Genomic DNA, 21,374 nt, shown 5'->3' on the forward strand with positions numbered 1-21,374 from the left:
ACGGTTCAACCGAAAAAGAACGGCGTTGTTGATTGAATAGGAAGCATGGAAGACACGGAACAGGACATAAGCTTTGAGGAACTGGCGGCGAGTAAACCGGTTGAAATCCAGTCCCTCACTCCGGATTACATTTTTTTAAACGAAGGTGCGGTAGGTTTATCCGCGACCGCTCGTTGTATTCTGGACGAACTCAGGGACTGGCATAAAAAAACGGAAAAGCACGGTTCCAAAAGCATTCACCCTTCTTACCTTCTCACGTTAGACAAGCTTGCCGAACTCTTAAATAAATATCGAAACTTAAGCGAACAGGCCAAATCTCCTCCGAGTGTGGACATGGCTTTGCGTCAGTTGGTCGACTACGAGAAAAAAGGAAAAAACAAATCCGCATATATCTATCCGTTTTTGGTTCGAAACGGAGCGAAGGTTTTGGCGCGCATCACGATCGCAAGTCCGCAAAAGGAAGCGAAGACGGACGTGACTCCGTATCGAGTCGCGTGTTTTGAATTCTCCGAAGAGATGATCGATCTTATTCTTCAGAACCGCGCCAAAAGACCGAAACTTCCCGATGAAGATAATCCGGGCGCGTTCCTGCTTCATAAAAATAAAGCGGGAAAGAATTGGCTTTTTCCGAAGTTGGCTTCGCTGGAAGCGGAATTTTCGACGTTGTTAAAACGCGGATTTCAACCTTACAGTTATATTCCGATGACGGATTTTTTACGGGATTTTCTCACGTATGCGAATAAGAAGAATTACGTGATGAAGATTCTTCCCGACTACCATCTTATTTTGGATGATCTTCAGTTGAATCAGGACGGTTCTTACGTGAATCAACCCGAAGTCATCGCGCATTATCGTTGTCAGGCGGACGCTCTTGAAAAATTCGCGATTCCGTATTTAAAGGAACTCAGTACGAGAGCGGGTTATAGCTTATTCGGAACTCGAATCGCGGAATTCGAACAGACTCATATTCAAATGGTCGAACCGGGAAGAAAACAAAACAGCGAAAAAGTCAAAGCGCTGATTTCGCTGATCAACGAATATCCGTTCGATCGTGAAACGGACGAGTTGGGCAAGAAGGTCGCGGAAACTTGCAGACTCTCGATCCAAATTCTTTCCAAGCTGATGGAAGAAAAAGACAGACTTGTCGAACGAAAAGAAGAAAACGTTTTTAAATCTTTGAAGTCGAGACTTCTGAATAAGATCGCGGAAAACACTCTCGAACAGCAAACCTTATATCGTTTTTCTCCCGAGCAAAAATTGAAATCGTCCGGTTTACTTGACGAGTCGCGTTATCCGTCTTTGGTCGAAGAATTGAAACGCGATATTACCGCTCAATATGCGATGAAGGAAATACAAAAACCGGATCAAACCGTGGAAATCTACGCGGTGGATCCGGGTTATATGGCAGCGGTTCTTCATAAACTCAGCGGAATGGCGACGAACAATCCGGCGTATCAAAAGGATCTCGAGATCGCGCGGGAAATCAACGCAAGCCTGAGCAATCCGAAACATCCCGGATTAAACGCAAAGCTCAAAGCGGAGAATATCGTAAAACTGCAACAAGGTATTCAAGCGATGGAACAATTGGAAGCGGAGAAACAACGCTCCCAAGAGTTTGCAAAGAAGTTCAATCTTCCGATGGGAATGCTGGGCTTTGTTGCGAGTATGATCTTATTCTTGATCGCTTCCGTACATTTTAAAACGACCGGAATTTTATTCGTGGGAATTCCCGTAAGTTTGTTTCTCGGTTTGATGATCGCGTTCTATTTTAGAGATAAGGAAAAATCGGACATTCTCACCGGCGGAAGTTCTTCGGCGTCGTTCGGTTCCGGCTTCAAGGGAGAATACGGTTCGATGACTTCCTCTTCTTCGGACGGTTATTATTCCGGAGACGATTCCGAGGACGAGCACTTTCAATCCAAAGGCGAAACTCCGAAAGAAAAGAAAGTGAGTTTGATCGCAAAAGGCGCGGAACGTTTCGTATTTCCGAGTCGATTTACGAAGATCACCGATAAGATTCATGATTCCCGATCGCTTCGTAAGAAGATTTTCGAAAACCTCGATAACATTCGAAACAGCGTGGCTCATCTCAAAACGGAGAAGGACGACGACAAAGTCGCTTCCACGATCGAATACGCTTTGTTGCAAAACTCCGCGACGATCCTCATTCCGGACGATATCGTGCCGCAAGGAATGCCCGGTTCCATCATTCTCAGTCACAACGACTTAAAAGCTCCTTTGATCCGCGATCAGATTTCAGAGTTTTTACGCAACGAGGCTCAAAAGAAAAAATACGACAAGAAGCTCGTAAAATATTATACTTTTCTAATCAATACGATCGAAGTCGAATATTACAAATACCTGCCGAGTAGAAAGAAAAAATAATCCGACAATATCGTCCGAATCGCTCGGTTTTTGCAGTTTCGAGTTTCTAATTTTGAAACGAACGATCTGTCCCGCGGGTTGTTCAGTTTTTTACGTGTTGTCTTTGCCGCGCTTGCGCCGCGAATATTTATTGACTAAAGGCCATACCGATTTTCAGATTTAATCGTGCAGTTTCTTTCCGTTCGTTTTAAATTGAAAAATATTACAATGGATTCCATTCGGGGGATTTTTCGACAAACGTTTGTTAGACAATTTCGGACGTATTCTCGGTTCTTAGAAGCGAACTCTTCGTTTTTCTCCGAACGGCTCAACGTTCTTCTTTTTTGTTCGATTCTTTTTTTGTTCGGATGCGACCGGATAAAAAGTTTTAATCCGGGAGATACAAGCTCTTCTCCCTATTATGAAAACGTAATTCTCCAATGTATGATGGGACAAACTCCGGGATGTGCCGCGCCTACGATTCGAAACGTACAAAATTTGGGAACGCTTCATTCCGGATTTTTGACGGGAAATACGGCCCCATTTGCGTCGACGGTGGAAGTTTCGTTGGACGGTAGTCCGTTTTTACCTGCAACAGTTTCCGGAACGACATGGACATTTGCGCTTCCTACCGGTTCCGCGATTTGGAAGCAGAATACGAAACATTTGATCGCGGTTCGGTCCTCCCTGTTCGCTTCGATCAACGGGATCACGGTCCGAAAGGGAAACAATCAGGACGTAAACGGAGACGGGTTTCCCGATTTGATCGTAGGCGCCAATCAATACAACGGTGGCGACGGAAAAGTCTATATCTTTCACGGTTCGAAACAGGGAGTTCTTTCACAGGCCGCGACGGCGGCTAACACGAGTTTGTCGGCCGTCGTAGTGGGAGGGCAATACGGCTGGTCCGTAACTCTGGGCGATGTCAACGGAGACGGATACGCGGATGCGATCGTAAGCGCACCGAGTGCGGGAGCAGATGCGGTTTATATTTATCATTCGGGTGGAAGTTCGGGAATCGCAACCGGAGCTTCTCCGACTTCTACGCTGACGGCCGGATCTGCCGTTTTTTTCGGGGGTTCGATCGTAACGGGAGACGTAAACGGCGACGGATTTGAAGACGTTATCGTCGGTTCGTACGGTTACAGTACTTCGCAGGGAAGAGTCGATATCTTTCATTCTTCCGGAAGCGCCGGAGTTCCGACGGCAGCCGTCGCATCCGCACAGACAACCTTGATCGGAGCGGCCATCAACAATCGATTCGGAATCGCGGTTTCTTCGGGAGATATAAACGGGGACGGTTATTCCGACGTCTTAGTCGGAGCGGATGGAATTTCCCGATCGTATATTTTTCATTCCAACGGCACCTCGGGAATTACGAGTCAGAACTTAGGTTCATCAGGAAATTCTAATACTCTTTTGATCGGAGAAAGCGCGACTCAGTTCGGAATTTCCGTTGCAGTCGGAGACGTCAACGGGGACGGTCCCGAAGACGTGTTGATCGGTGCGAGATCGTATTCCGCAAACCAAGGCCGGGCTTACGTGTTTCATTCGAACGGTTTTTCCGGAATTGCAAACCAAGACCTTTCCACAACGGGAACAGCGAATACCGTTTTTACGGGACAAGCCGGTGCGGGTTTTTTTGGAATCGCCGTCGCTTTAGGCGATGTAAACGGCGACGGGTATCAAGACGCGCTTGTGGGCGCGTACGGATTATTGCAAGGGAACGGATTCGTATTTCATTCTTCAGGAGCTTCGGGAATATCGACTCAAAATTTGTCCGGCGGTGGAACGCCGAACACTGTCTTTAACGGTGAAAACGCGGGCGATCAATTCGGAATTTTCGTTTCGTTTGCCGATCCGAATGGTGACGGATATTCTGACGCATGTATCGGAGCCTACGGTTATTCCTCAAACCAAGGCCGGGCGTATTTGTTTTCCGGCGCTTCGACAGGCATTCCGAATACGTCGGCCGTTTCCGCGCCCACCATTCTCAATGGAGAACCTCTCAGCCAATTCGGTTATTCAATCGCTTCCAACATAGAATCGAGTTTTCTCCGATGGAAACTTGAATGGATCGAAACCATGGAGCCGCTTTTTTTTTGGCGAAAAGAATTCTTTGAACTTTTTTCTTAAAATTGGATTGACGGGAGAATTCGGTACGCGAACCTGACTTCAAGATTCCCGGTGACTATAGAGAGAGGGCCACACCCGTTCCCATCCCGAACACGGAAGTTAAGCCTCTCATCGCTGATGGTACTGTGTGGTTCGCTGCATGGGAGAGTAGGACGTTGCCGGGTTTTCTTGTTTTAGGACAGAGAATTGATTCTGACAATTCTTCTCCGGTCGTTCGGGCCTTCCCTCAGGGCGATTTCCTTTCCCTGAATTTCAAAGAATAGAAATCCCGATTCGGACAAACTCACACCGATCGTGTGAAATAGGTTGACTTGGACCTTTTTCAGAAAGCTTCTGTAAGGAAAGAGCATTGGATTTTTCCCGAAAGAAGAAAAACGCAATCATTAATGCCAATCAGGGATAATTATGAAAAGAAATTACCAGCCCAGCCGAGTTAAAAGAGCGAGAACCCACGGATTTCGCGCGAGAATGGCGACTGCAGGTGGAAGAAAAGTTCTTTCACGCAGAAGAAAAAAGGGCAGATACAAACTAACCGTATCCGACGAAAAACTCGGTAAAAAATACTAAGAATTAAGTCATCGAAGAGACGTTAAAATCCAGGAAGGAGATTCAATCTCTTTTTAAGGCTGGAAAAAGAGTCTCCCGCTTCCCGATCGTTCTAGTATATCTTCCCAATTCTTTAACCAAGAATCGTTTTCTTTATTGTCCAGAGCGCACGGTAAAGACTGCGGTTCAAAGAAATCGGATCAAAAGGAAACTCAGATCGGTCATACACGAGGAAGAGAAGAATTTTCTGAAAGGCTTTGATATCGCGATCTTAGCCAAAAAAGAAATTTTGGATCTCAACCACGGGGAGCTGGTTAAGATTCTGGTCTCTCTAATCAACCGAATCCGATGAACCGAATTGCAATTAAACTGATTCAGCTGTATAAAAAGCTAATCTCTCCTTTACTCCCGCCCGCCTGTCGTTTTACACCCTCTTGTTCCGAATATGCCGCTCAAGCGTTTCAAGAATACGGATTCTTCCGTGCGCTTCAGTTGAGCACTTGGAGAATCTTGAGATGCAACCCCCTTTCTCGAGGGTTTGAAGATCCCTTACCACCTAACATTAAAAGGACGAACTGCACACATGGAAGATAGACAAAGCAGATTATTTTTAGCTTTAATTCTCAGTATGGGAATTTGGATGGGAGTGAATTATTTTTTCTTCCCCTCTAATCCTCCGAAAAAGACTCCGGAAACAAAGGAAGCGAACTCCGATAAACCTTCCGAAACGAAAAAGACGGATCCGGCACCGAACGAACCGAAAAAAGAATCCCAAATAACGGCTCCCGTAAAGGAGACGAAGGCAGTTCCTTCGGACGTTAAAAAGACGTTAGTCGTAACCGATTCTTATATCGTAGAATTCAGTTCTTTAGGCGGTAGAATCTCCAAGTTTTATGTGAAAGACTACATAGGTTCGGATGGGCATATGGTTCAGGTTGCCCGTAAAAATCCGGAAACTCTCACCGTCGACGGCAAAACGTATCAAGGCGTCGAATTATCCAGAGAGAAAGGTTTTGATTTCAACTTTACGGATTCCTTAAACGGTCTCCCCGATTCGGAATGGAATCAGGTTTCGTTTTTTATGGAAGAAAATAAAGCGAATCAATCCGTCGTGTTCACCGCGACCTCACCCGACAAGACGTTTCAGTTGAAAAAAACGTTCCGCTTTTTCAACAACGAAAACTACTTCAAGGTTTCCTTTTCTATCACGAATTTAACCAGAGAGAAACTCGCTTTCGCTTCTCCGAAAACGACTCAATATTTAAGAACGTTCGGAAGTCTCGGACCGTTTCCGAAAGACAGACCTTTGAACGACAGAGACACCGCCAACTTTTTCCGGTTCTACCATTTAGGCGGTTCGTTTAACGATACGTTAGACGGGAGTTCTTCGGTGGGGTTTTGGTCTTCCGTCGGAAACTTCTTTACCGGAAATTCCGGAGCGGACGAATCCTTCAGTTTAAAAACGAACGCGGAAGGTGTGGACTTCGCCGGAACCGGTTCTCGTTATTTTATCGCGGTCGCCGATCCGCTCGATCACAAAGCGCAGGGTGTGGTTCTGGACAACAGACCGAAAAACGAGAGCGGCGCCGTATTAGTATATGATAATATTTCTCTGAGTCCGGGAGAAACATACGTTCTTGATTTCGCTTCTTACGTTGGAATCAGAGAAAGCGTGGGAATGGTTTTTAAAAATCCGGAACTCGATCCGAATCAAGCCAAGAACAGTCCGTTTGCAGGCTTAAGTTCCGATCTGAACAAATCCTTCAATCAAGGGATCACCACCCCTTTCCGAAACGGAATTATCTGGGTTTTGAAGCAGATCTACCGTTTCACCGTCCCGAACTATGGATGGAGCATCATCATCTTCGCGATTCTTTTTAAACTCGTCTTCTATCCTTTGAACCAGAAACAAGCGGATAGTATGAAGAAGATGCAGGAACTCAGTCCTCAGCTCAAGACGATCAACGAAAAATTCGCGAACGATCCGAAGCTGCGTCAGCAAAAAACGATGGAGCTTTATAAGAAGAATAACGTGAATCCCGTGGGTGGTTGTCTTCCTATGGTGATCCAAATCCCGATTTTTATCGCACTTTATACCGCGTTCTCTGATACAATAGATCTTTGGAATTCACCTTTCTTATGGGTCAAAGATCTCAGCGAACCGGACGTAATCTGGACTTCACCGGCGATTCCTTATTTCACTCAAACCGGAATCGGTCTGAACCTTCTCGCTCTTTTGATGGTCGGAACACAGATCTTTCAAACGAGAATGACCTCCGTATCCATGGATCCGAACCAGAAGGTTCTTCTTTACGTAATGCCGGTGATGATGCTTTACATTTTCTGGAACATGCCTTCCGGAGTTACTCTCTATTGGACTTTCCAGAACATTCTTTCCATCGGTCAGCAATGGATCACGAATCACTTAAAGAAAACCGAAGAAAAGAAAAAGGCGAAGGCCTGATCGCGGATCGCGACGCAACGAACTCATTATCGAGGATAAACACATGGAAAATTACATCTTTGAAGCCGAGGCGAAATCGAAGTCCGAAGCCGAAGAGTACACTCTCAAAACTCTCCGATTGAATTCGGACGAGGTTCGTTTTGAAACCGTTGATTCCGGAAAAGGCGGCTTTTTCGGAATCTCCCAAAAGAAACCCGCGGTCGTTCGGGCATACGTTACTTCCCGGGATCTTCCCGCCGAGAAGATCATTCACGGGGTCGTCCTCACCGTTTTGAAAAAGATGGGAATCGAGGCCGAAGTAGTCGGGATGGGCGACGTCGACGGAAAGATCTACGTCGAAATCGCGAGCAAAGAATCCGGACTCGTGATCGGTAAAAGAGGAGCTACGTTAGACGCTCTTCAGTTTATTTTCAACCTGATGGTCGATTCCAAGATCAGACACGGAAGAAAAATCGTTTTGGATATCGAATCCTATAGAGACAAAAGGGAACTTTCTCTCGTCCGTCTCGGAAAATCCGTAGCGGCAACCGTCGCTAAAACCGGAAAGTCCAAACTTCTGGAGCCGATGAATCCTTTCGAAAGAAGAATCATCCACATGGCTCTTCAAGAGAACGAAAAAGTTTTCACAAGATCCGAAGGAAACGGCACTTACAAAAAAGTAAGAGTCATTCCTATGAAAGACAAACACAAATACAAAGACGTTGCTGAGAAAGGTCCGAACAACGACCTTCTCGAAGAAGCGAACTTTGAATGATACGATAGCTGCAGTATCAACAGCTTCCGGGTCCGGTGCGATCGGAATTATCCGAATGTCCGGGCCGGAGGCGCTCACGATCTCTTCCTCCTTTCTCTTTTCAAAAAACAAATCGATTTCCGCGTCCGATATTCAACCGAGAACCGCGATTCAATGCGTTTTTCAAATCGGCGATCGCAAGGTCGATCAAATCTTGTTCTTTTATTTTAAAGCGCCGAATTCTTATACCGGAGAGGATCTATGTGAATTTCATTTTCACGGAAATCCGATTTTGTTAAGAGAAGCGTTAGACGCCATCTTCCGGGCCGGAGCGCGGCCCGCTAAGCAGGGAGAATTCTCGCGTAGAGCGTTCTTAAATGAGAAACTGGATTTAACCGAAGCGGAAGCGATCGGAAGACTGATCTCTGCGCGTTCCCGTTTCGAATTGGAACTCGCGCAAAAAAACGTGTTCGGAGAAGTTTCCCGTTTCACTTCCAATCTGAGAAGCCAGTTGATTTCTCTCAAAGCGGAATGTGAAGCGGAGATCGACTTCTCCACCGAAGATCTTACCTACGAATCTTTGGAAGAAAGAAAGGCACGCATCGAGAGAGTAAAAACTCTTTGTCAAACCGTGATCCGCAAATCCGACTCCGCGGAAAAATTGATTCAACAACTTAGAATCGTTCTCTATGGAGAACCGAACACGGGCAAGTCGAGTTTGATGAACGTCCTTCTCGGAAAGGACCGTTCCATCATCTCCGAAATTCCCGGAACAACCCGAGATTATATCAGCGAAGAAATTCTTCTCGAAGGAATTCCGGTTCGTCTCGTCGACACGGCCGGCGTTCGCGAAACCGAAGACCGAATCGAAAAACTCGGTATCGAACGAAGCGAGAAAGAATTTCAATCGGCGGACATTCGCCTCTTTCTCGTCGATACTTCTAAACATGAGAATTGGAAAGAATTTATAACCAAGACGAAGGATCGTCTCGAAGGATCGATTCTTGTCGCAAACAAAATTGACATTCGAGATTCTTCCTGGAATCCGAGTTTGTTTTCGGAAGTGCGCGATTTGACGATCTGCGAAATTTCCTGTAAAACCAAAGAGGGAATTTCGATTCTTCTCGGGGCGATCAAAGAAAGGGCCGGAACGATGGGACATTCCGAAGATTATGTCCTCTTAGAAGAAAGACAACGTTATCATTTTGAAACCATCGTTCGTTGTCTCGACAATACGCTTCGTTTGATCGGAGAAGGGGCTCCCGCGGAAATTTATATCAAAGAAATTGACTATGCCCTTTCCGAAATCGGAGAGGTGAACGGCAGAGTGGACACGGAAGAAATTTTGGGGAGAATCTTCAGTAAGTTCTGTGTAGGTAAATGAAATGTTATGGTCGCACCGCCTGATTTCAAAAATATGGGAAATATCGTATGAGGGAAAAATCGTTACAATATCACGCGCTTCATCCTAAGGGAAAAATTGAAGTAGTTCCAACCAAACCGACTCAGGATTCTTACGATCTTTCCCTCGCTTATTCTCCCGGAGTCGCTTATCCATGTTTGGAAATTAAGGATTCTCCCGAGCTCGTTTACGAATATACGAACAGGGGAAATCTCGTAGGCATCATCACCAACGGAACCGCGATTCTCGGTCTCGGCGACATCGGCGCTCTTGCCGGTAAACCCGTGATGGAAGGTAAGGCGGTTCTTTTTAAGAAGTTTGCGGGGATCGACGTTTTCGATATCGAGATCAACACGAAGGATCCGGACGAATTCATCAATGCGGTAAAACTTCTCGAACCTACGTTCGGTGGAATCAATCTCGAGGACATCAAAGCTCCCGAAAGTTTTTATATCGAAGAACAACTCATCGAAAAGATGAACATTCCCGTTTTTCACGACGATCAACACGGAACCGCGATCATTACCGTTGCGGGGCTTTTGAATTCTTTCGAACTTACCGGAAAAAAACCGGGCGATGTGAAAGTCGTAATCTGCGGAGCGGGTGCGGCAGGAATCGCGATCGCGGAACTCATTCAACATATCGGCATCAAAAAAGAACAGATCTTTCTCGTGGATACGAAAGGTGTGATTCATCATAAGCGCGCCGATCTCAACGAATCCAAAAAGAAATACGTTCAAACAACGGATGCGACGACCCTGCGCGACGTAATGAAAGATTCAGATATCTTTATCGGAGTTTCGGTGGAGAACATGGTGGACCAAGACATGGTTCGTTCTATGGCGAAAAATCCGGTGATCTTCGCATTAGCAAATCCGGATCCTGAAATCCCGTATCAGGTCGCAAAAGCGGTCCGTTCCGATTTAATCATGGGAACGGGAAGAAGCGACAATCCGAATCAGGTGAACAACGTATTAGGATTTCCTTTTATTTTCAGAGGCGCTTTGGATGTCAGAGCCCGTCATATTACTCTCGAAATGAAACTCGCCGCCGCTCGTGCTCTTGCCGAACTGGCTCGTTTGGAAGTTCCCGATGCGGTGAGCATGGCTTACGGCGGAGCGAAGTTCGAGTTCGGTCCGGAATATTTGATTCCTAAACCGTTCGATAAACGAGTTTTGTTTCACGTGGCTCCGGCCGTTGCGGAAGCGGCCGTAGCAAGCGGTTCCTCCCGTATTCCTTATCCGGGAAGAGAAAAATACCTCGGCTTCCTGGAAGGAATTATCCGAAGCTGAAAACTCCTTGATAAGACGCGTTTTATGTCGAATTAAAACGCGTTTAGAAAGAGCGTTTCATCGAAAGAATACGTTGGAGTTCCCACAATTCCCATTATCCGTTGTCCTAACATACAACTTCTCTTTCGGAAAAAGATCCGATTTATTCCGGAAAAACCCGATAATCAAAAAGATAATATCGTTTTTCGAGAATGGAAATTCCCCTTTTGACTCAAATAGGTTTCGACTTTTGTAAATTTCTACAGTCTCCTAAAACTATAGCCTTAGGGGCGCGGTAGATTATGTCCAAATCCGAAAATCAAGTCCCCACTCCGGAAAGTTTCGTGTTAAGCTCCGAAGAAACTCAGGATATGATCGGAGATCAGGAACTCAAGGTTCTGATGCTTCAGTTTAATCCTGGAGCTTTTAAAGATATCGATCTTGTGGAGAAGGGCGTAGAAAATTATTTCCTATTCAATCAATCTCCTTTCGCGCTTACGAAGATCGAACAACTACAACATCTCAAACTTCACGACTTGAAATTTTTGGAAGAGAGAAGAGGGATTCAATCCTATCAATACCTTCTGTTTCAAAAAGAAATCCGCGAACTTCAGATCGTAAACGTAATCATCCGTCCCGCTTCCTTAAAGGCGGATCAGATCGTAAAAGTAAAACGCGGTTGTCTTTTGCAAAGTGTGGCTGCGATTTTGGAGATGCTTTACGCGCGAGATCAGTTCATTCTCAACGTTTCCAAAAATAGCGAAATCGAAGATTGGGTTCACCAGAATTATCTGAACGTGGACGAAAAGGGAATGCCGATCAACTTGGCCGATTCCAAATTCCTCGAAAAGTCCATGCAGAATTTGGAATCTCTTTCTCTGGAAGCTTTGCTTTCCCGTCTGCAAGTACGCGGCGATCTTTTCAGCAATATTTTTCAGATGCTCAATCAAAAACCGGGAGAGATTTTAAATCAGCTTTCTCTGATCAAAGTCGAACCGGAAGTTCTACCCGTTCTTGAAAAAAGGGGATCGCGCTCTCCGCTTCTTCAGTTGCATCCCCGTTTCCATTTGTTTCAACCTTCTTTAGATGAATTACTCAGTTTCAGAAATGCTCCAAAAGAAAAGGACGAGCCGGGAAAAATCACGGAGCTCGAAATCATCTTCGATTTGTTTACCGTGATTGCGCGCAAGATTCTTCTGCAGCTTCTTCCCGGAGAAGATTCGACTTGGATCGAGTTGACCGGAAATTCCCAAGCGGAACGATACGTTCAGGAACTGAAAAAACATCCCGCATTTACTTCCGGAAAAAATTGGATGGGCGGCGGAGATTTCATTAAAGCCTACGAAGTTCTTCTTCAAACCATACGCACACTCGAAAATCTCAAAAAAGAATCTCTGATCAATCTCATCACGGGCGAGAATCTATTTCGCTTTAAAGAATCGAAAGAACCCGTGAACTTTGATCTTGCCAACTTCGAAGCGGATGACGCTGCGATCAAAAGCGTCGGCATGAGCAGAACGGAATTGTTCCGCGAAGTTTTGGAACGCATCCGGGCAAGAGAGGACTTTCTCAAAAAGGAAAGAAAGGCCGCGGGCGGCGAAGTAATGGGTCTTATGATTTTAGCGAAGAGTATGATTCTCCGCGCTTTTACCGAAGTTCGTCAAAGAAGAACTTCGGTTCATAACTTAATTCGTCAGAACGGTTATCCGCGCGGCATCTACGAATTTTTGCGGGAAGTTACGGACGTAAAAGACGGACAAACCGCCGTCGACGAACAGATTCGTCTGAGTAAGGCGATCGCCGAATGGGAAGAGGACACGGAAAAGGAAAGAATTCGGTCCGAGCGCGCTTCGAAGTCGATCATCGAAAGGCTCATCGAATTCATTCTCAGTTTATTCGGAATCAAATTGACTCCGAAAGAAAAAGAAATCCCGAACAGGGGCCAAGTTAGAAAAGAAACTAAAAATTCGGATTCCGATCCATCCGCTTTCGAAACCGTTAAACCGAAAAAGAAAATGTCTTTAGGAGTGATTGTCGGACCGAAAGAAAAGGAAATGATCGTTCCTGCCCGGGTTCAAAAGGCGATCGATTATGTGGACCGAAAAAACAACGGATTGATTTGGCTCGACGAAGTCGTCGTCGCCGTTTCTTCCCCCGAATTCGGAAAAGACAAAGTGGCCGACCTCATATACTATGACCAGAAGCGGAGATATCTGGAAATCCGAGCGATGAACCAGGTGCGACACGTTTTTATACGAAGAGAATTGGAATCCGACCCGAGTTGGATCCAAACCACGCTGGATTATCTCGACAATGTTTCCGCAAAAAAACCAGAGTTCTCCGCTCTTGCGGACACTCTGAGAAGATTCCAAAACGAATAAGAATTTTTTCGATTCTAATCATATTAGAATTTCATAAAATTCCGTTTTCTCTTTGGAGAATATAATTTTTAATCAACCAACACCTTTCGGAGGATTCATGAAAACCAGAATCGAAACGGATTCAATGGGCGAAATCGCCGTAGACGATTCAAAATATTGGGGCGCGCAGACCGAACGCTCCTTACATCACTTTCATATCGGTAACGATCGTTTTCCAAGAGAAATGATCCGCGCCTTGGGAATCTTGAAAAAATCGGCGGCGATCGTAAACGCCGAACTGGGATTGTTAAGCGAAGATAAGAAGAAGCTGATCGTCCAATCGGCGGACGAAGTGATTTCCGGAAAACTGGACGAACACTTTCCTCTTTCGGTTTGGCAGACCGGTTCGGGCACACAGACGAACATGAATTCAAACGAGGTCATTTCCAACCGCGCCATCGAAATCGCGGGCGGAGTCAAAGGTTCCAAGAAGCCGATTCACCCGAACGACGACGTGAACAAAGCTCAATCCTCCAATGACACCTTCCCGACCGCGATGCATATCGCAGCCGCGGAGCAGCTCAATCAAAAACTCATTCCGGCTCTGACTCAACTCAGAGATACTCTTAAAAAGAAAACGGATGAATTTCAGAATATTATAAAAATCGGAAGAACTCATCTTCAAGACGCCACTCCTTTGACGCTGGGTCAGGAATTTTCCGGTTATGTGCAGCAGCTTGATTACAATATCGCAAGAGTAAAGGCGGTTCTTCCGGCGGTTTATAGACTTGCGTTAGGCGGAACTGCTGTTGGAACCGGGTTGAATACGCATCCTGAATTTGCCGTTAAATCGGCCGCTCAGATCTCAAAGGAAACGGGGCTTCCGTTCGTGAGCGCCGAAAATAAATTCGAGGCGCTTGCCGCTCACGATTCTCTCGTCGAGACAAGCGGTGTTTTGAAAACGATTGCGGTTTCTTTGATGAAGATCGCAAACGACGTGCGTTGGTTATCTTCCGGTCCACGTTGCGGAATCGGCGAAATCAGCATTCCTGAAAACGAACCGGGTTCCTCCATCATGCCGGGGAAGGTCAACCCTACTCAATCCGAACAGATGACGATGGTTGCGGCGCAAGTGATCGCAAACGACGTCGCTGTGAACATCGGTGGTGCGTCCGGAAACTTCGAGTTGAACGTTTTTAAACCGTTGATTATCCACAATGTTTTGAACTCCATCCGACTTTTATCAGATTCCTGCGTTTCCTTCGAAGAACACTGCGCTCGCGGAATTACGCCGAACAAGGAAAAGCTCAACGAACACTTGAATAATTCTTTGATGCTCGTTACCGCTTTGAATCCTCATATCGGATATGATAACGCGGCTAAGATCGCAAAGAACGCGCATAAAAAAGGAACGACCCTGAAAGAATCCGGGATCGAGTTGGGGCTCTTAACGAGCGAACAGTTCGATCAGTGGGTTCTGCCGGAAAAAATGATCCACCCTTCGGTGGATTAAGAAAAAAAGGGGCTGAACGGCCCCTTTTTTATTGGATAAGATACGCAGCAAGATTTTGATTTCCTGGAATCACAATCTTGTATTTTAGAGAATTCTGTTTTTCTAATGTTTTATTGAATTTGGACGCGATCTGCATTGTTTTTGCTCTCAGCGATTTTGATCCTCGTCGTTTTTCGATTTGAATAAAAGTCGAAGGAAATACCATAGTGCGGCGGTCGTCGCTCCGATTAAAAACCAAATAAAGAAACTCCAAAAAGCGGTGTATTCGAAAACCAAAAGAAAAATGTCCGATGCTTTCAAGGCGCCACCTCCCATTCTTTTGTTTCATCCTTCGGAAACGCTGAAGATTCTCCGAACCAACGAACGAACCGATATACATAAGCCGCTCGTATAGAATTCATCCCGTCTTCCAAACAGATCCTTTCCAATAATCTGTCCGCTGCTTCGCGGAATTCTTTTCGATCCAGCTTCTCTTCTCGCATAAGCTGATAAAGAGCGTCGTGCAACAAAGAACCTCGCATAAACGTTTTTGTATCGAACGTCGGGCCGCTGGGTCCGTCCCAAGCGTATCCTGCCTCTATCCGCAGCAAACCATCCGAATTCATATCCACGAAAACCTTTTCGTTTTTGCTTCCGATCCGAAGCGCTCTGTTCGTTTTGATTCCGGTTTCGTAACTATAAGATCTGACGAGTTGATATTTATAATTTTTAAGATTTCTATATACGATTTGATCCATTTTATTCCCTCCTTATATCCGATTTCTTGAATGCGTTGTGCGGATTTGCTCCGTTTTTGGCGATTTGCATCTCCTTTCTTTTTAGGAACCGAAAATCGTGGAGCTGAATCGCCATTTAAGCGACGCTTTCCTCGTCCGCTTCGATTTCAAGTTCTGTTTCGTTCGGAGCGATGTAGAGACGTTCCGCTTCTTCGTTGAATTCGATTCCGATCTTTTGCATCGCTCTTAACGGCTCCGCGAGAATTTGCTCTTTGTTCAACTCCAATTTAACCCTGAGATAAACGTTGCTCAACTTCGCAATCAGGTTGCTGAACTTTTCAAGTAAACCGTTTTCACTTAAAATCCTTTCGAAAAGTTTTGCGGTTCCTCTCGTTTTTACGGAAGGAGGGACTCTTCTGAGTTTCAAAGATCCCGTTGCGAATTTACACGTTCTATATTCGGGATCCGGAAACAGTTCTGTCTTATGATGATCCACGAAGAATTTGATTCCAGATGCGATATGTTGGATTTTTAGATCGAACGGAAACATTTGATCTTGAAGGTCTAACTGAAGTTTGGCGATCTCGTCGTCCGTTCTACTTTTGATTCGTTCTCTTTCCCGCTTGGTTTCGCCGAGTTGCTGAATTGCCTGAGCGATTTCGGCAAGATTGCGATAACGATTATCCGGTAGATCGACTAAGATTGTTTTGTTAAGCGAATTCTTAGCTTTAGGCATCGTTCCTCCTAGTTAGACGATTTCGAATTTTGTGGATTCATTTCTACGGTGATTCCGTTGGTCGAATAAGAGAGGATCGATACCGAAGGAATTTTCGGAACGGACGCTCTGGTTTTTTTCTTCTTTTGGGAGAAAGTCTTTTTGTTTGCTTTTGCCGTTGTTGTTTTCATCGCTGTTCCTGATTTTACCGTTTATGCCGCGCCTTGGTGTTCGCTTTGAATCTGCGAACGTGAGTCGTTTGCGTATAAGGAAAGAATCCTGTCCGAAATAGGAATCAATGCTTTAAAGGTTCGGATCAGACAATCCTCGCAAAGATCGGTCTGTTTCATGGCTTCTTTCTGATTGCACTGTGCGCAGGAATCGGTTTGCATATTCATAATTCTCCCATTAGGTTGTTCGTTTTTCTGAGTCGACGCGGGTCTAAGTTTCGGATTACGAAGGGTCGTCATTCTTCGAATTCCTCCTCCAAAATATATTCAAGAATTCTGATAAACTCCTGAATCTTATTCGGGTTCTTTTCGCAGATTTGTGCGATGTCGTTTTTCACAAGAAAAAGGGAAGTGACCGCCTTATCGTGCATTTCGCTGTGATCGTCCCATCTCCAATCGAAAGTGGGAAATTGTTCCTTAACGTATTCCGCGATTTGAACGATCATCTTTTCTTCGATGTCGGAAAGAACGATCGGGTCCAGGTTGTTTCTGTTTGCGATCGGATTTTTCTCAGCGATTGCCGTTGAATTTACTGATTTCATCACGCGGCTCTCCTGCTTCTTCGTTTTGAATAGGACCGAGGAATGCGGTCCATCTTGTACGGAATATTCCATTTTTTGAATGCTTCTCTGATTTCCGTATAGGAATGTTGTCCGTTTAAACTTTTAGAAAGATAATCATAGTTTACGTCCGCTTCTCTGGCGAATTTCGCAAGAGTCTTCATGCGCAGCGTAATACAGATGAAATCCTTACACTCGTCTCCGTTGATGATGATCATCGGGACCTCCTTTTTGTGATTGCGATTTCGCTTCCGTTTGCGACCCTTGGGTGGTGCGCAAAATCGAGTTCGGACGCGAGATCGACTTTGATTTCGGCGGGGTGTGTCCCGCCAAAAATGACCATACGCTAAAAATGTATAAATGTCAACCATAAAATACGATTAAAATGTATAAAGCCGACAAAAAATTTCCGGATCGTTTAAAGAGGCTCATCGAAACTTTGGGGATTTCCCAAGCTGAATTCGCGAGATCGATCGATTTAAAACCTGCGTTTATCAGCGATCTCATCAACGAACGGGCGAAAAGTTTTTCTCAAGAGTCCATTCTTCGTTTAAGAACCGTTCACAACGTAAATCCTCTTTGGCTGATTTCAGGTGAAGGTGATATGTTGATCAGCGCAGCAGAAGCGAAGAGCGACTCTGAAACGGATCGTTATCGAACTTTATTGAGAAAGATTCGAAATCGTCCTCAAATGGAAGCGTTAGTGGAAAGTCTTTTGGAAGTTCCTGACGTTGAACTGGAAGCGTTGAGCGTTGTTATAGAAAAGTTTCGAAAGAAGAAGTGATTATCGATTTTCCAAAGATTCGAAAACGAGTTTTACGATTTCCTGCGCGTATGTATGTCTGAGAACCTGAATCGGTTCGGGAGAAAATTGAAAATCGGATTCGAACTTTTTCAAAGCCCCCTCCACTTTCCAATAAAGCGATTCGCGTAATTCTTCCGAAGTCTCCAAATTCTTGCTCCAACAAAATAGCTATATATATGTTTAGTATATTTTTTACCCCCGACAAAATCCATCCTAAATCAGAACGTGTGTCGGTTTTTTGTCCGAGCAAATTTTGATTTTCACAATCGTTACGAAATGAGGATAAGAAGGAAGTGAAATGACAATAATTTCGATATGTCTCATTGTTTTCCTTTTCATCCTTTCATAAGCATCGTTTCAAAAACGTTTTTATAAAACCGGAAGAAAAAAGCAGAAAGGAGAATTTTCACGAAAAGAATATATCATTCACCCTCGACTTTTTATGAAGTAAGGAAAGAATCCCGATCTAACTTCCGCAGTTAACAATGCATCTCACCTCGCTCAATTAGGGAATATTTCTTTGATTAAAATTAAAACATTCGTAATTCATTATGTTCTTCCGGATATAAACGATAACTTTGAATCGTTGAATCTATTTTAAATGGACAAACTTTCCTTATTCAAAGTTGGCGGGAGTAATCCCGCCTAACGGTTTAAGTTCGAAAAGGGACTTGACAAAAAACGCATATACTTCTCAATCCGGTTTCTATGTCTACAATCAAAGGTCACACAAGAAAAGGTTCTTTGCTGAAAAACGTTCAGCCTTCCGTTTCGGTCGACGAAAGGCCGAATTGTGACGATAGAGAATCGCCCACAAAAAACGATAAAACACGAATTTTAAAAACGAAGGAAGCCGCAAGTTACTTGAATCTTTCCGTACGGACGTTCAATCAATACGTGATCGATCACGAAATTCCGTTCATTGAGTGGAGTCCTCGAGTTAGAAGATTCATGATCTCCGATTTGGAAAAGATCGTTCTCTCCCGTAAAACGAAAAAACAGATTTATTGATTCTTTCTAGTCAATGACGACTAACGTTCAATGTTCGTTGAATTAGAGGCAGAATCGACCGGTAGGATCCGATTCGGTTCTTGGTCTTGAGACGAACCCGTGTTATTCTCTGTTTACAATCGGAAGCGATTGAGTAGTCATTTAGCCCGCCACAGTGCGGGTCTTTTTTTGCGGGGAAGAATGGAGAGTTCAAAAATAAGTCAGATCAAGCTCGGAATCAAGGATTTTCTTGTCATACTATGTTTTGTAATTTCGGGCGCAATTCAATACAACACGATGTATAAGGATCACGAGATCCGCATCGTGAAAATAGAGACGGAGATGGCGTCGATTGCGAAGGACTTGTCCGAAATCAAAGCCGATGTCAAGGACTTGATTAAACTTACTTCTTCCAGAGGAAGGAGGTCCGAATGAAATTCTTATTTCAGGACGATCGAACCGGAAAACCTTCCGATACGACTCTTCGTACCTGGATCGTATTTTTACTTGCGATCTCGTATTTAACCGCTTTGTCCGTATTATCGATCGTTTCGCCCGATTCTTTGAGGCCGCTTCACATGGATCTCATACAATGGTTGATTCTTTTTTACGGAGCAATGGGAAGTCTTTACTTAGGAAAACGAATCAACGAGAACGTTCATTCCAAAAAAAGAATCCTGGAGGATGTTCTGAATTCGTTTCAAGCATCCAAAGAAACAAGTTCCTCCGCTAAGTCGGTCTCGGGGAGCAGGCAGTTATGAATTCTCTGCTGCTCTGGTGGAATATCCTCGAATTCAAAACGAAAGTTTATGCAATTTTAATATTCGGATTCTTGATATGTTCGATCGGAGTAAGGGGAATTTTCGTCCTTAACGAAATCGTTTTCGAAACGGATTCTTCGCCTCGTTTGTTAAACGAAGGAGAAAAATAATGATCGCCCATATTTCTTATCCGATCGCGCCTTGGAATCCCCAACGAAACGATCAAATCACTCCGCGTTTGTTTTTACGGGATTACCAACAATGTATGGGGAATGTATTTCAAGATTTTATAATATATATTGGTTTGACATACCGGATTCCCGATTTTATCCATCTCACGACTTACAACTATTACGCGCTCCTCGAAGATTGGGTAATCAAAAACGGAAGGAATGTATACGATTCGGCGGATCACGCCGAACATTTCAATCTTCTGATGGAAACGAACGAAATTCCCTTTCGAATCGTAAAACGAAAAGGAAATAAAAACGAACTTTGCGAATATTTTGAAAACGGAAAGTATCCTTGCGGCCTTGGAACCTATCTTACGAAAAAGGGACATATCATCCGAGGCATCGGAATCGTAACTACGGGCGATGGGAAGAAATTTTTAAAAGCCTCGGATCCGTACGGAGTCGGACCTCGATATATCGATCCTTACGGTCACATGATTCAATACGAATTGGATTTTCTATTCGATCTTGGAGTTCCAAGCGCATTGTATCTCGAGAAAATTTGAGGCAGTATGGTTGTTTCTTAAATCGAGAATAATGCGAAAACACGTAAACGTTCTTTATTCAGAATCGGAAGCGATCATTATAAATTTTCCACCTTTTGAAGAAATCGCCGATGGTTAAACTATCAGGGATTGCGTCTTCCAACATGGAAGGGAGTTTTTTTTGGAAGATCGGAAAAAAGAACAAGAATCAAAGTGAGTAGAATTCCTACATCCTGATAGGGATGCATGAAACGAATTTTACGAATGACACAGTCGATTGTAAATATCGAGTTTATTATCACGTTGATCGTAGAAAAACTCAGCGGGATTGCGAGAATTGAAAAAAGAATCCGCTTTCATTATGAAGATTTAGAAAAATCTAATGCTTCATTCTTTAACAAATAAAAAGGCGATGATTTCTCATCGCCCCTTTTGAATCAGATTTCTGATTGATTGAATTATTGTTGTGGAGCGGAAGTCGCGAAACGGAAGGTAACTCTTCTGTTTTTAGCGTCTTTTGCGTCCAAACCGGAAACAGGCTCGGAAGAACCGGCACCTTTTGTAACGATACGGTTTGCAGGAATTCCTTGTTTAATCAGAGCTTGTTTAACTGCGTTTGCACGAAGTTCGGAGTAAAAAATATTTCCTTTTTTATCTCCTTCCGCTTGTTCAGGACCGATCGCATCGGTATGTCCTGTGATTTCGAGAGCGTAGCTATCAGGAAGTTTTCCAAGACCTTCTTTAATCACTGGAGCATTCACTTTAGACCACTCGCTGAAATCTCCCGCGTTCACGTCCGCTTTTTTGTAGCTGAACCCTGGACGAGTTAAACCGTCCGGATATCTGAAATCTTTCAGTTTTTCGTTCAGAGAGTCTGCGATTGCTTCCGGAGAATTGGCATCAACGCTTCTGTTGGCTGCAGCGCCTTGCTCTTGTTGGGATGGCTCAGGAGCGGCAGATTCCTCTTTTTTTTCAGCGGAGGAGCAAAGAGTGAATGAAAATGCAATTGCACCGAGCAGAATCAGATTCAAAATCTTTTTGACCATGTGTCTTTCCTTCCTTAGATCTAAGGGGTATTGGTTTCAGTGTG

At 44.4% G+C, this 21,374-nt stretch carries 24 protein-coding genes and 1 rRNA gene; 17 read left to right on the plus strand and 8 right to left on the minus strand.

Features of this window, described 5'->3' with window-relative positions:
• Positions 1 to 45: 45 nt before the first annotated feature.
• From LFX25_RS00755 to rrf, 3 genes are all read left to right on the plus strand, one after another.
• Positions 46 to 2,385, plus strand: a complete 2,340-nt coding sequence (locus tag LFX25_RS00755) for a hypothetical protein (RefSeq protein ID WP_238728402.1) — start codon at positions 46 to 48, stop codon at positions 2,383 to 2,385.
• Positions 2,386 to 2,592: 207 nt separating this feature from the next.
• The gene (locus tag LFX25_RS00760; RefSeq protein ID WP_238728403.1) at positions 2,593 to 4,500 is read left to right on the plus strand and encodes an FG-GAP-like repeat-containing protein; all 1,908 of its coding nucleotides are present in this window, start codon (positions 2,593 to 2,595) and stop codon (positions 4,498 to 4,500) included.
• Positions 4,501 to 4,547: 47 nt separating this feature from the next.
• Positions 4,548 to 4,664, plus strand: a 5S ribosomal RNA gene (gene rrf, locus LFX25_RS00765).
• A 9-nt stretch (positions 4,665 to 4,673) separates the two neighbouring features.
• Here rrf and LFX25_RS00770 read toward each other — a convergent pair.
• Positions 4,674 to 4,850 carry a hypothetical protein gene (locus tag LFX25_RS00770; protein ID WP_238728404.1) on the minus strand — a complete coding sequence of 59 codons (177 nt, stop codon included), beginning with the start codon at positions 4,848 to 4,850 and terminating at the stop codon, positions 4,674 to 4,676.
• Between the two features lie 55 nt (positions 4,851 to 4,905).
• Here LFX25_RS00770 and rpmH point away from each other — a divergent pair, with 55 nt between their 5' ends.
• The 9 genes from rpmH to fumC all read left to right on the plus strand — a co-directional run bounded on the left by rpmH (position 4,906) and on the right by fumC (position 14,789).
• The gene (rpmH, locus tag LFX25_RS00775) at positions 4,906 to 5,067 is read left to right on the plus strand and encodes a 50S ribosomal protein L34 (protein ID WP_000828326.1); all 162 of its coding nucleotides are present in this window, start codon (positions 4,906 to 4,908) and stop codon (positions 5,065 to 5,067) included.
• 40 nt (positions 5,068 to 5,107) lie between these two features.
• Positions 5,108 to 5,398, plus strand: coding sequence for a ribonuclease P protein component (gene rnpA / locus LFX25_RS00780; protein ID WP_238731460.1), 291 nt, complete (start codon positions 5,108 to 5,110; stop codon positions 5,396 to 5,398).
• Positions 5,395 to 5,640, plus strand: coding sequence for a membrane protein insertion efficiency factor YidD (gene yidD / locus LFX25_RS00785; protein ID WP_238728405.1), 246 nt, complete (start codon positions 5,395 to 5,397; stop codon positions 5,638 to 5,640). Before rnpA ends, yidD begins: the two co-directional genes overlap by 4 nt.
• Entirely contained in the window at positions 5,630 to 7,510 is a 1,881-nt protein-coding gene (gene yidC / locus LFX25_RS00790) for a membrane protein insertase YidC (RefSeq protein ID WP_238728406.1), read from the plus strand. Before yidD ends, yidC begins: the two co-directional genes overlap by 11 nt.
• Before the next feature lie 43 nt (positions 7,511 to 7,553).
• Positions 7,554 to 8,264, plus strand: coding sequence for an RNA-binding cell elongation regulator Jag/EloR (gene jag / locus LFX25_RS00795; protein ID WP_118954369.1), 711 nt, complete (start codon positions 7,554 to 7,556; stop codon positions 8,262 to 8,264).
• On the plus strand, positions 8,257 to 9,627 hold the full coding sequence (gene mnmE, locus LFX25_RS00800) for a tRNA uridine-5-carboxymethylaminomethyl(34) synthesis GTPase MnmE (protein ID WP_238728407.1): 1,371 nt from the start codon (positions 8,257 to 8,259) through the stop codon (positions 9,625 to 9,627). Before jag ends, mnmE begins: the two co-directional genes overlap by 8 nt.
• Before the next feature lie 47 nt (positions 9,628 to 9,674).
• Positions 9,675 to 10,937: a malic enzyme-like NAD(P)-binding protein gene (locus LFX25_RS00805; RefSeq protein WP_238728408.1), complete on the plus strand. Its 1,263-nt coding sequence runs from the start codon at positions 9,675 to 9,677 to the stop codon at positions 10,935 to 10,937.
• A 281-nt stretch (positions 10,938 to 11,218) separates the two neighbouring features.
• Positions 11,219 to 13,297, plus strand: a complete 2,079-nt coding sequence (locus LFX25_RS00810) for a hypothetical protein (RefSeq protein WP_238728409.1) — start codon at positions 11,219 to 11,221, stop codon at positions 13,295 to 13,297.
• Positions 13,298 to 13,394: 97 nt separating this feature from the next.
• Positions 13,395 to 14,789 (plus strand): class II fumarate hydratase, encoded by a 1,395-nt coding sequence (fumC, locus tag LFX25_RS00815; RefSeq protein ID WP_238728410.1) that lies wholly within the window; start codon positions 13,395 to 13,397, stop codon positions 14,787 to 14,789.
• Between the two features lie 296 nt (positions 14,790 to 15,085).
• On the opposite strand, the gene LFX25_RS00820 is transcribed toward fumC, so the two are convergent.
• The 5 genes from LFX25_RS00820 to LFX25_RS00840 all read right to left on the minus strand — a co-directional run bounded on the left by LFX25_RS00820 (position 15,086) and on the right by LFX25_RS00840 (position 17,228).
• The gene (locus tag LFX25_RS00820) at positions 15,086 to 15,526 is read right to left on the minus strand and encodes a PD-(D/E)XK nuclease family protein (RefSeq protein ID WP_238728411.1); all 441 of its coding nucleotides are present in this window, start codon (positions 15,524 to 15,526) and stop codon (positions 15,086 to 15,088) included.
• 115 nt (positions 15,527 to 15,641) lie between these two features.
• Positions 15,642 to 16,241: a host-nuclease inhibitor Gam family protein gene (locus LFX25_RS00825; RefSeq protein WP_238728412.1), complete on the minus strand. Its 600-nt coding sequence runs from the start codon at positions 16,239 to 16,241 to the stop codon at positions 15,642 to 15,644.
• Between the two features lie 191 nt (positions 16,242 to 16,432).
• On the minus strand, positions 16,433 to 16,690 hold the full coding sequence (locus LFX25_RS00830) for a hypothetical protein (protein ID WP_406600467.1): 258 nt from the start codon (positions 16,688 to 16,690) through the stop codon (positions 16,433 to 16,435).
• Positions 16,687 to 16,992 (minus strand): LIC13344 family protein, encoded by a 306-nt coding sequence (locus tag LFX25_RS00835; protein ID WP_238728413.1) that lies wholly within the window; start codon positions 16,990 to 16,992, stop codon positions 16,687 to 16,689. Before LFX25_RS00835 ends, LFX25_RS00830 begins: the two co-directional genes overlap by 4 nt.
• Positions 16,992 to 17,228, minus strand: coding sequence for a hypothetical protein (locus LFX25_RS00840; RefSeq protein ID WP_238728414.1), 237 nt, complete (start codon positions 17,226 to 17,228; stop codon positions 16,992 to 16,994). Before LFX25_RS00840 ends, LFX25_RS00835 begins: the two co-directional genes overlap by 1 nt.
• A 167-nt stretch (positions 17,229 to 17,395) precedes the next feature.
• On the opposite strand from LFX25_RS00840, the gene LFX25_RS00845 reads away from it, so the two are divergent.
• Positions 17,396 to 17,794: a helix-turn-helix domain-containing protein gene (locus LFX25_RS00845; protein WP_238728415.1), complete on the plus strand. Its 399-nt coding sequence runs from the start codon at positions 17,396 to 17,398 to the stop codon at positions 17,792 to 17,794.
• Here the strand turns inward: LFX25_RS00845 and LFX25_RS00850 are convergent, their stop codons facing one another.
• Complete coding sequence (locus LFX25_RS00850) at positions 17,795 to 17,962, minus strand: hypothetical protein (protein WP_238728416.1); 168 nt, start codon at positions 17,960 to 17,962, stop codon at positions 17,795 to 17,797.
• 561 nt (positions 17,963 to 18,523) lie between these two features.
• Between LFX25_RS00850 and LFX25_RS00855 the strand changes: the two genes are divergently transcribed.
• The 4 genes from LFX25_RS00855 to LFX25_RS00870 all read left to right on the plus strand — a co-directional run bounded on the left by LFX25_RS00855 (position 18,524) and on the right by LFX25_RS00870 (position 20,305).
• On the plus strand, positions 18,524 to 18,826 hold the full coding sequence (locus LFX25_RS00855; protein WP_238728417.1) for a helix-turn-helix domain-containing protein: 303 nt from the start codon (positions 18,524 to 18,526) through the stop codon (positions 18,824 to 18,826).
• Between the two features lie 180 nt (positions 18,827 to 19,006).
• A complete protein-coding gene (locus LFX25_RS00860; protein WP_238728418.1) occupies positions 19,007 to 19,240 on the plus strand; it encodes a hypothetical protein in 234 nt (77 codons plus the stop codon).
• On the plus strand, positions 19,237 to 19,566 hold the full coding sequence (locus tag LFX25_RS00865) for a hypothetical protein (RefSeq protein ID WP_238728419.1): 330 nt from the start codon (positions 19,237 to 19,239) through the stop codon (positions 19,564 to 19,566). Before LFX25_RS00860 ends, LFX25_RS00865 begins: the two co-directional genes overlap by 4 nt.
• 169 nt (positions 19,567 to 19,735) lie before the next feature.
• Positions 19,736 to 20,305 carry a hypothetical protein gene (locus LFX25_RS00870; RefSeq protein ID WP_238728420.1) on the plus strand — a complete coding sequence of 190 codons (570 nt, stop codon included), beginning with the start codon at positions 19,736 to 19,738 and terminating at the stop codon, positions 20,303 to 20,305.
• Positions 20,306 to 20,742: 437 nt separating this feature from the next.
• On the opposite strand, the gene loa22 is transcribed toward LFX25_RS00870, so the two are convergent.
• On the minus strand, positions 20,743 to 21,330 hold the full coding sequence (loa22, locus tag LFX25_RS00875) for an OmpA family outer membrane lipoprotein Loa22 (protein ID WP_135778874.1): 588 nt from the start codon (positions 21,328 to 21,330) through the stop codon (positions 20,743 to 20,745).
• Positions 21,331 to 21,374: the final 44 nt, after the last annotated feature.

Origin of the sequence: Leptospira sanjuanensis, from assembly GCF_022267325.1 — a bacterium.
GTDB classification, from domain to species: Bacteria; Spirochaetota; Leptospiria; order Leptospirales; family Leptospiraceae; genus Leptospira; species Leptospira sanjuanensis.

Bases quoted from the DNA above. Each gene is read 5' to 3' on its own strand.
- LFX25_RS00760 (WP_238728403.1), top strand. From the start codon at position 2,593: ATGGATTCCATTCGGGGGATTTTTCGACAAACGTTTGTTAGACAATTT.
- LFX25_RS00825 (WP_238728412.1), bottom strand. From the start codon at position 16,241: ATGCCTAAAGCTAAGAATTCGCTTAACAAAACAATCTTAGTCGATCTA.
- LFX25_RS00860 (WP_238728418.1), top strand. From the start codon at position 19,007: ATGGAGAGTTCAAAAATAAGTCAGATCAAGCTCGGAATCAAGGATTTT.
- LFX25_RS00845 (WP_238728415.1), top strand. From the start codon at position 17,396: ATGTATAAAGCCGACAAAAAATTTCCGGATCGTTTAAAGAGGCTCATC.
- fumC (WP_238728410.1), top strand. From the start codon at position 13,395: ATGAAAACCAGAATCGAAACGGATTCAATGGGCGAAATCGCCGTAGAC.
- LFX25_RS00805 (WP_238728408.1), top strand. From the start codon at position 9,675: ATGAGGGAAAAATCGTTACAATATCACGCGCTTCATCCTAAGGGAAAA.
- LFX25_RS00830 (WP_406600467.1), bottom strand. From the start codon at position 16,690: ATGACGACCCTTCGTAATCCGAAACTTAGACCCGCGTCGACTCAGAAA.
- LFX25_RS00835 (WP_238728413.1), bottom strand. From the start codon at position 16,992: ATGAAATCAGTAAATTCAACGGCAATCGCTGAGAAAAATCCGATCGCA.
- rpmH (WP_000828326.1), top strand. From the start codon at position 4,906: ATGAAAAGAAATTACCAGCCCAGCCGAGTTAAAAGAGCGAGAACCCAC.
- LFX25_RS00755 (WP_238728402.1), top strand. From the start codon at position 46: ATGGAAGACACGGAACAGGACATAAGCTTTGAGGAACTGGCGGCGAGT.
- LFX25_RS00870 (WP_238728420.1), top strand. From the start codon at position 19,736: ATGATCGCCCATATTTCTTATCCGATCGCGCCTTGGAATCCCCAACGA.
- loa22 (WP_135778874.1), bottom strand. From the start codon at position 21,330: ATGGTCAAAAAGATTTTGAATCTGATTCTGCTCGGTGCAATTGCATTT.
- LFX25_RS00770 (WP_238728404.1), bottom strand. From the start codon at position 4,850: ATGCTCTTTCCTTACAGAAGCTTTCTGAAAAAGGTCCAAGTCAACCTA.
- jag (WP_118954369.1), top strand. From the start codon at position 7,554: ATGGAAAATTACATCTTTGAAGCCGAGGCGAAATCGAAGTCCGAAGCC.
- yidC (WP_238728406.1), top strand. From the start codon at position 5,630: ATGGAAGATAGACAAAGCAGATTATTTTTAGCTTTAATTCTCAGTATG.
- LFX25_RS00855 (WP_238728417.1), top strand. From the start codon at position 18,524: ATGTCTACAATCAAAGGTCACACAAGAAAAGGTTCTTTGCTGAAAAAC.
- yidD (WP_238728405.1), top strand. From the start codon at position 5,395: ATGAACCGAATTGCAATTAAACTGATTCAGCTGTATAAAAAGCTAATC.
- LFX25_RS00810 (WP_238728409.1), top strand. From the start codon at position 11,219: ATGTCCAAATCCGAAAATCAAGTCCCCACTCCGGAAAGTTTCGTGTTA.
- LFX25_RS00840 (WP_238728414.1), bottom strand. From the start codon at position 17,228: ATGATCATCATCAACGGAGACGAGTGTAAGGATTTCATCTGTATTACG.
- LFX25_RS00865 (WP_238728419.1), top strand. From the start codon at position 19,237: ATGAAATTCTTATTTCAGGACGATCGAACCGGAAAACCTTCCGATACG.
- LFX25_RS00820 (WP_238728411.1), bottom strand. From the start codon at position 15,526: ATGGATCAAATCGTATATAGAAATCTTAAAAATTATAAATATCAACTC.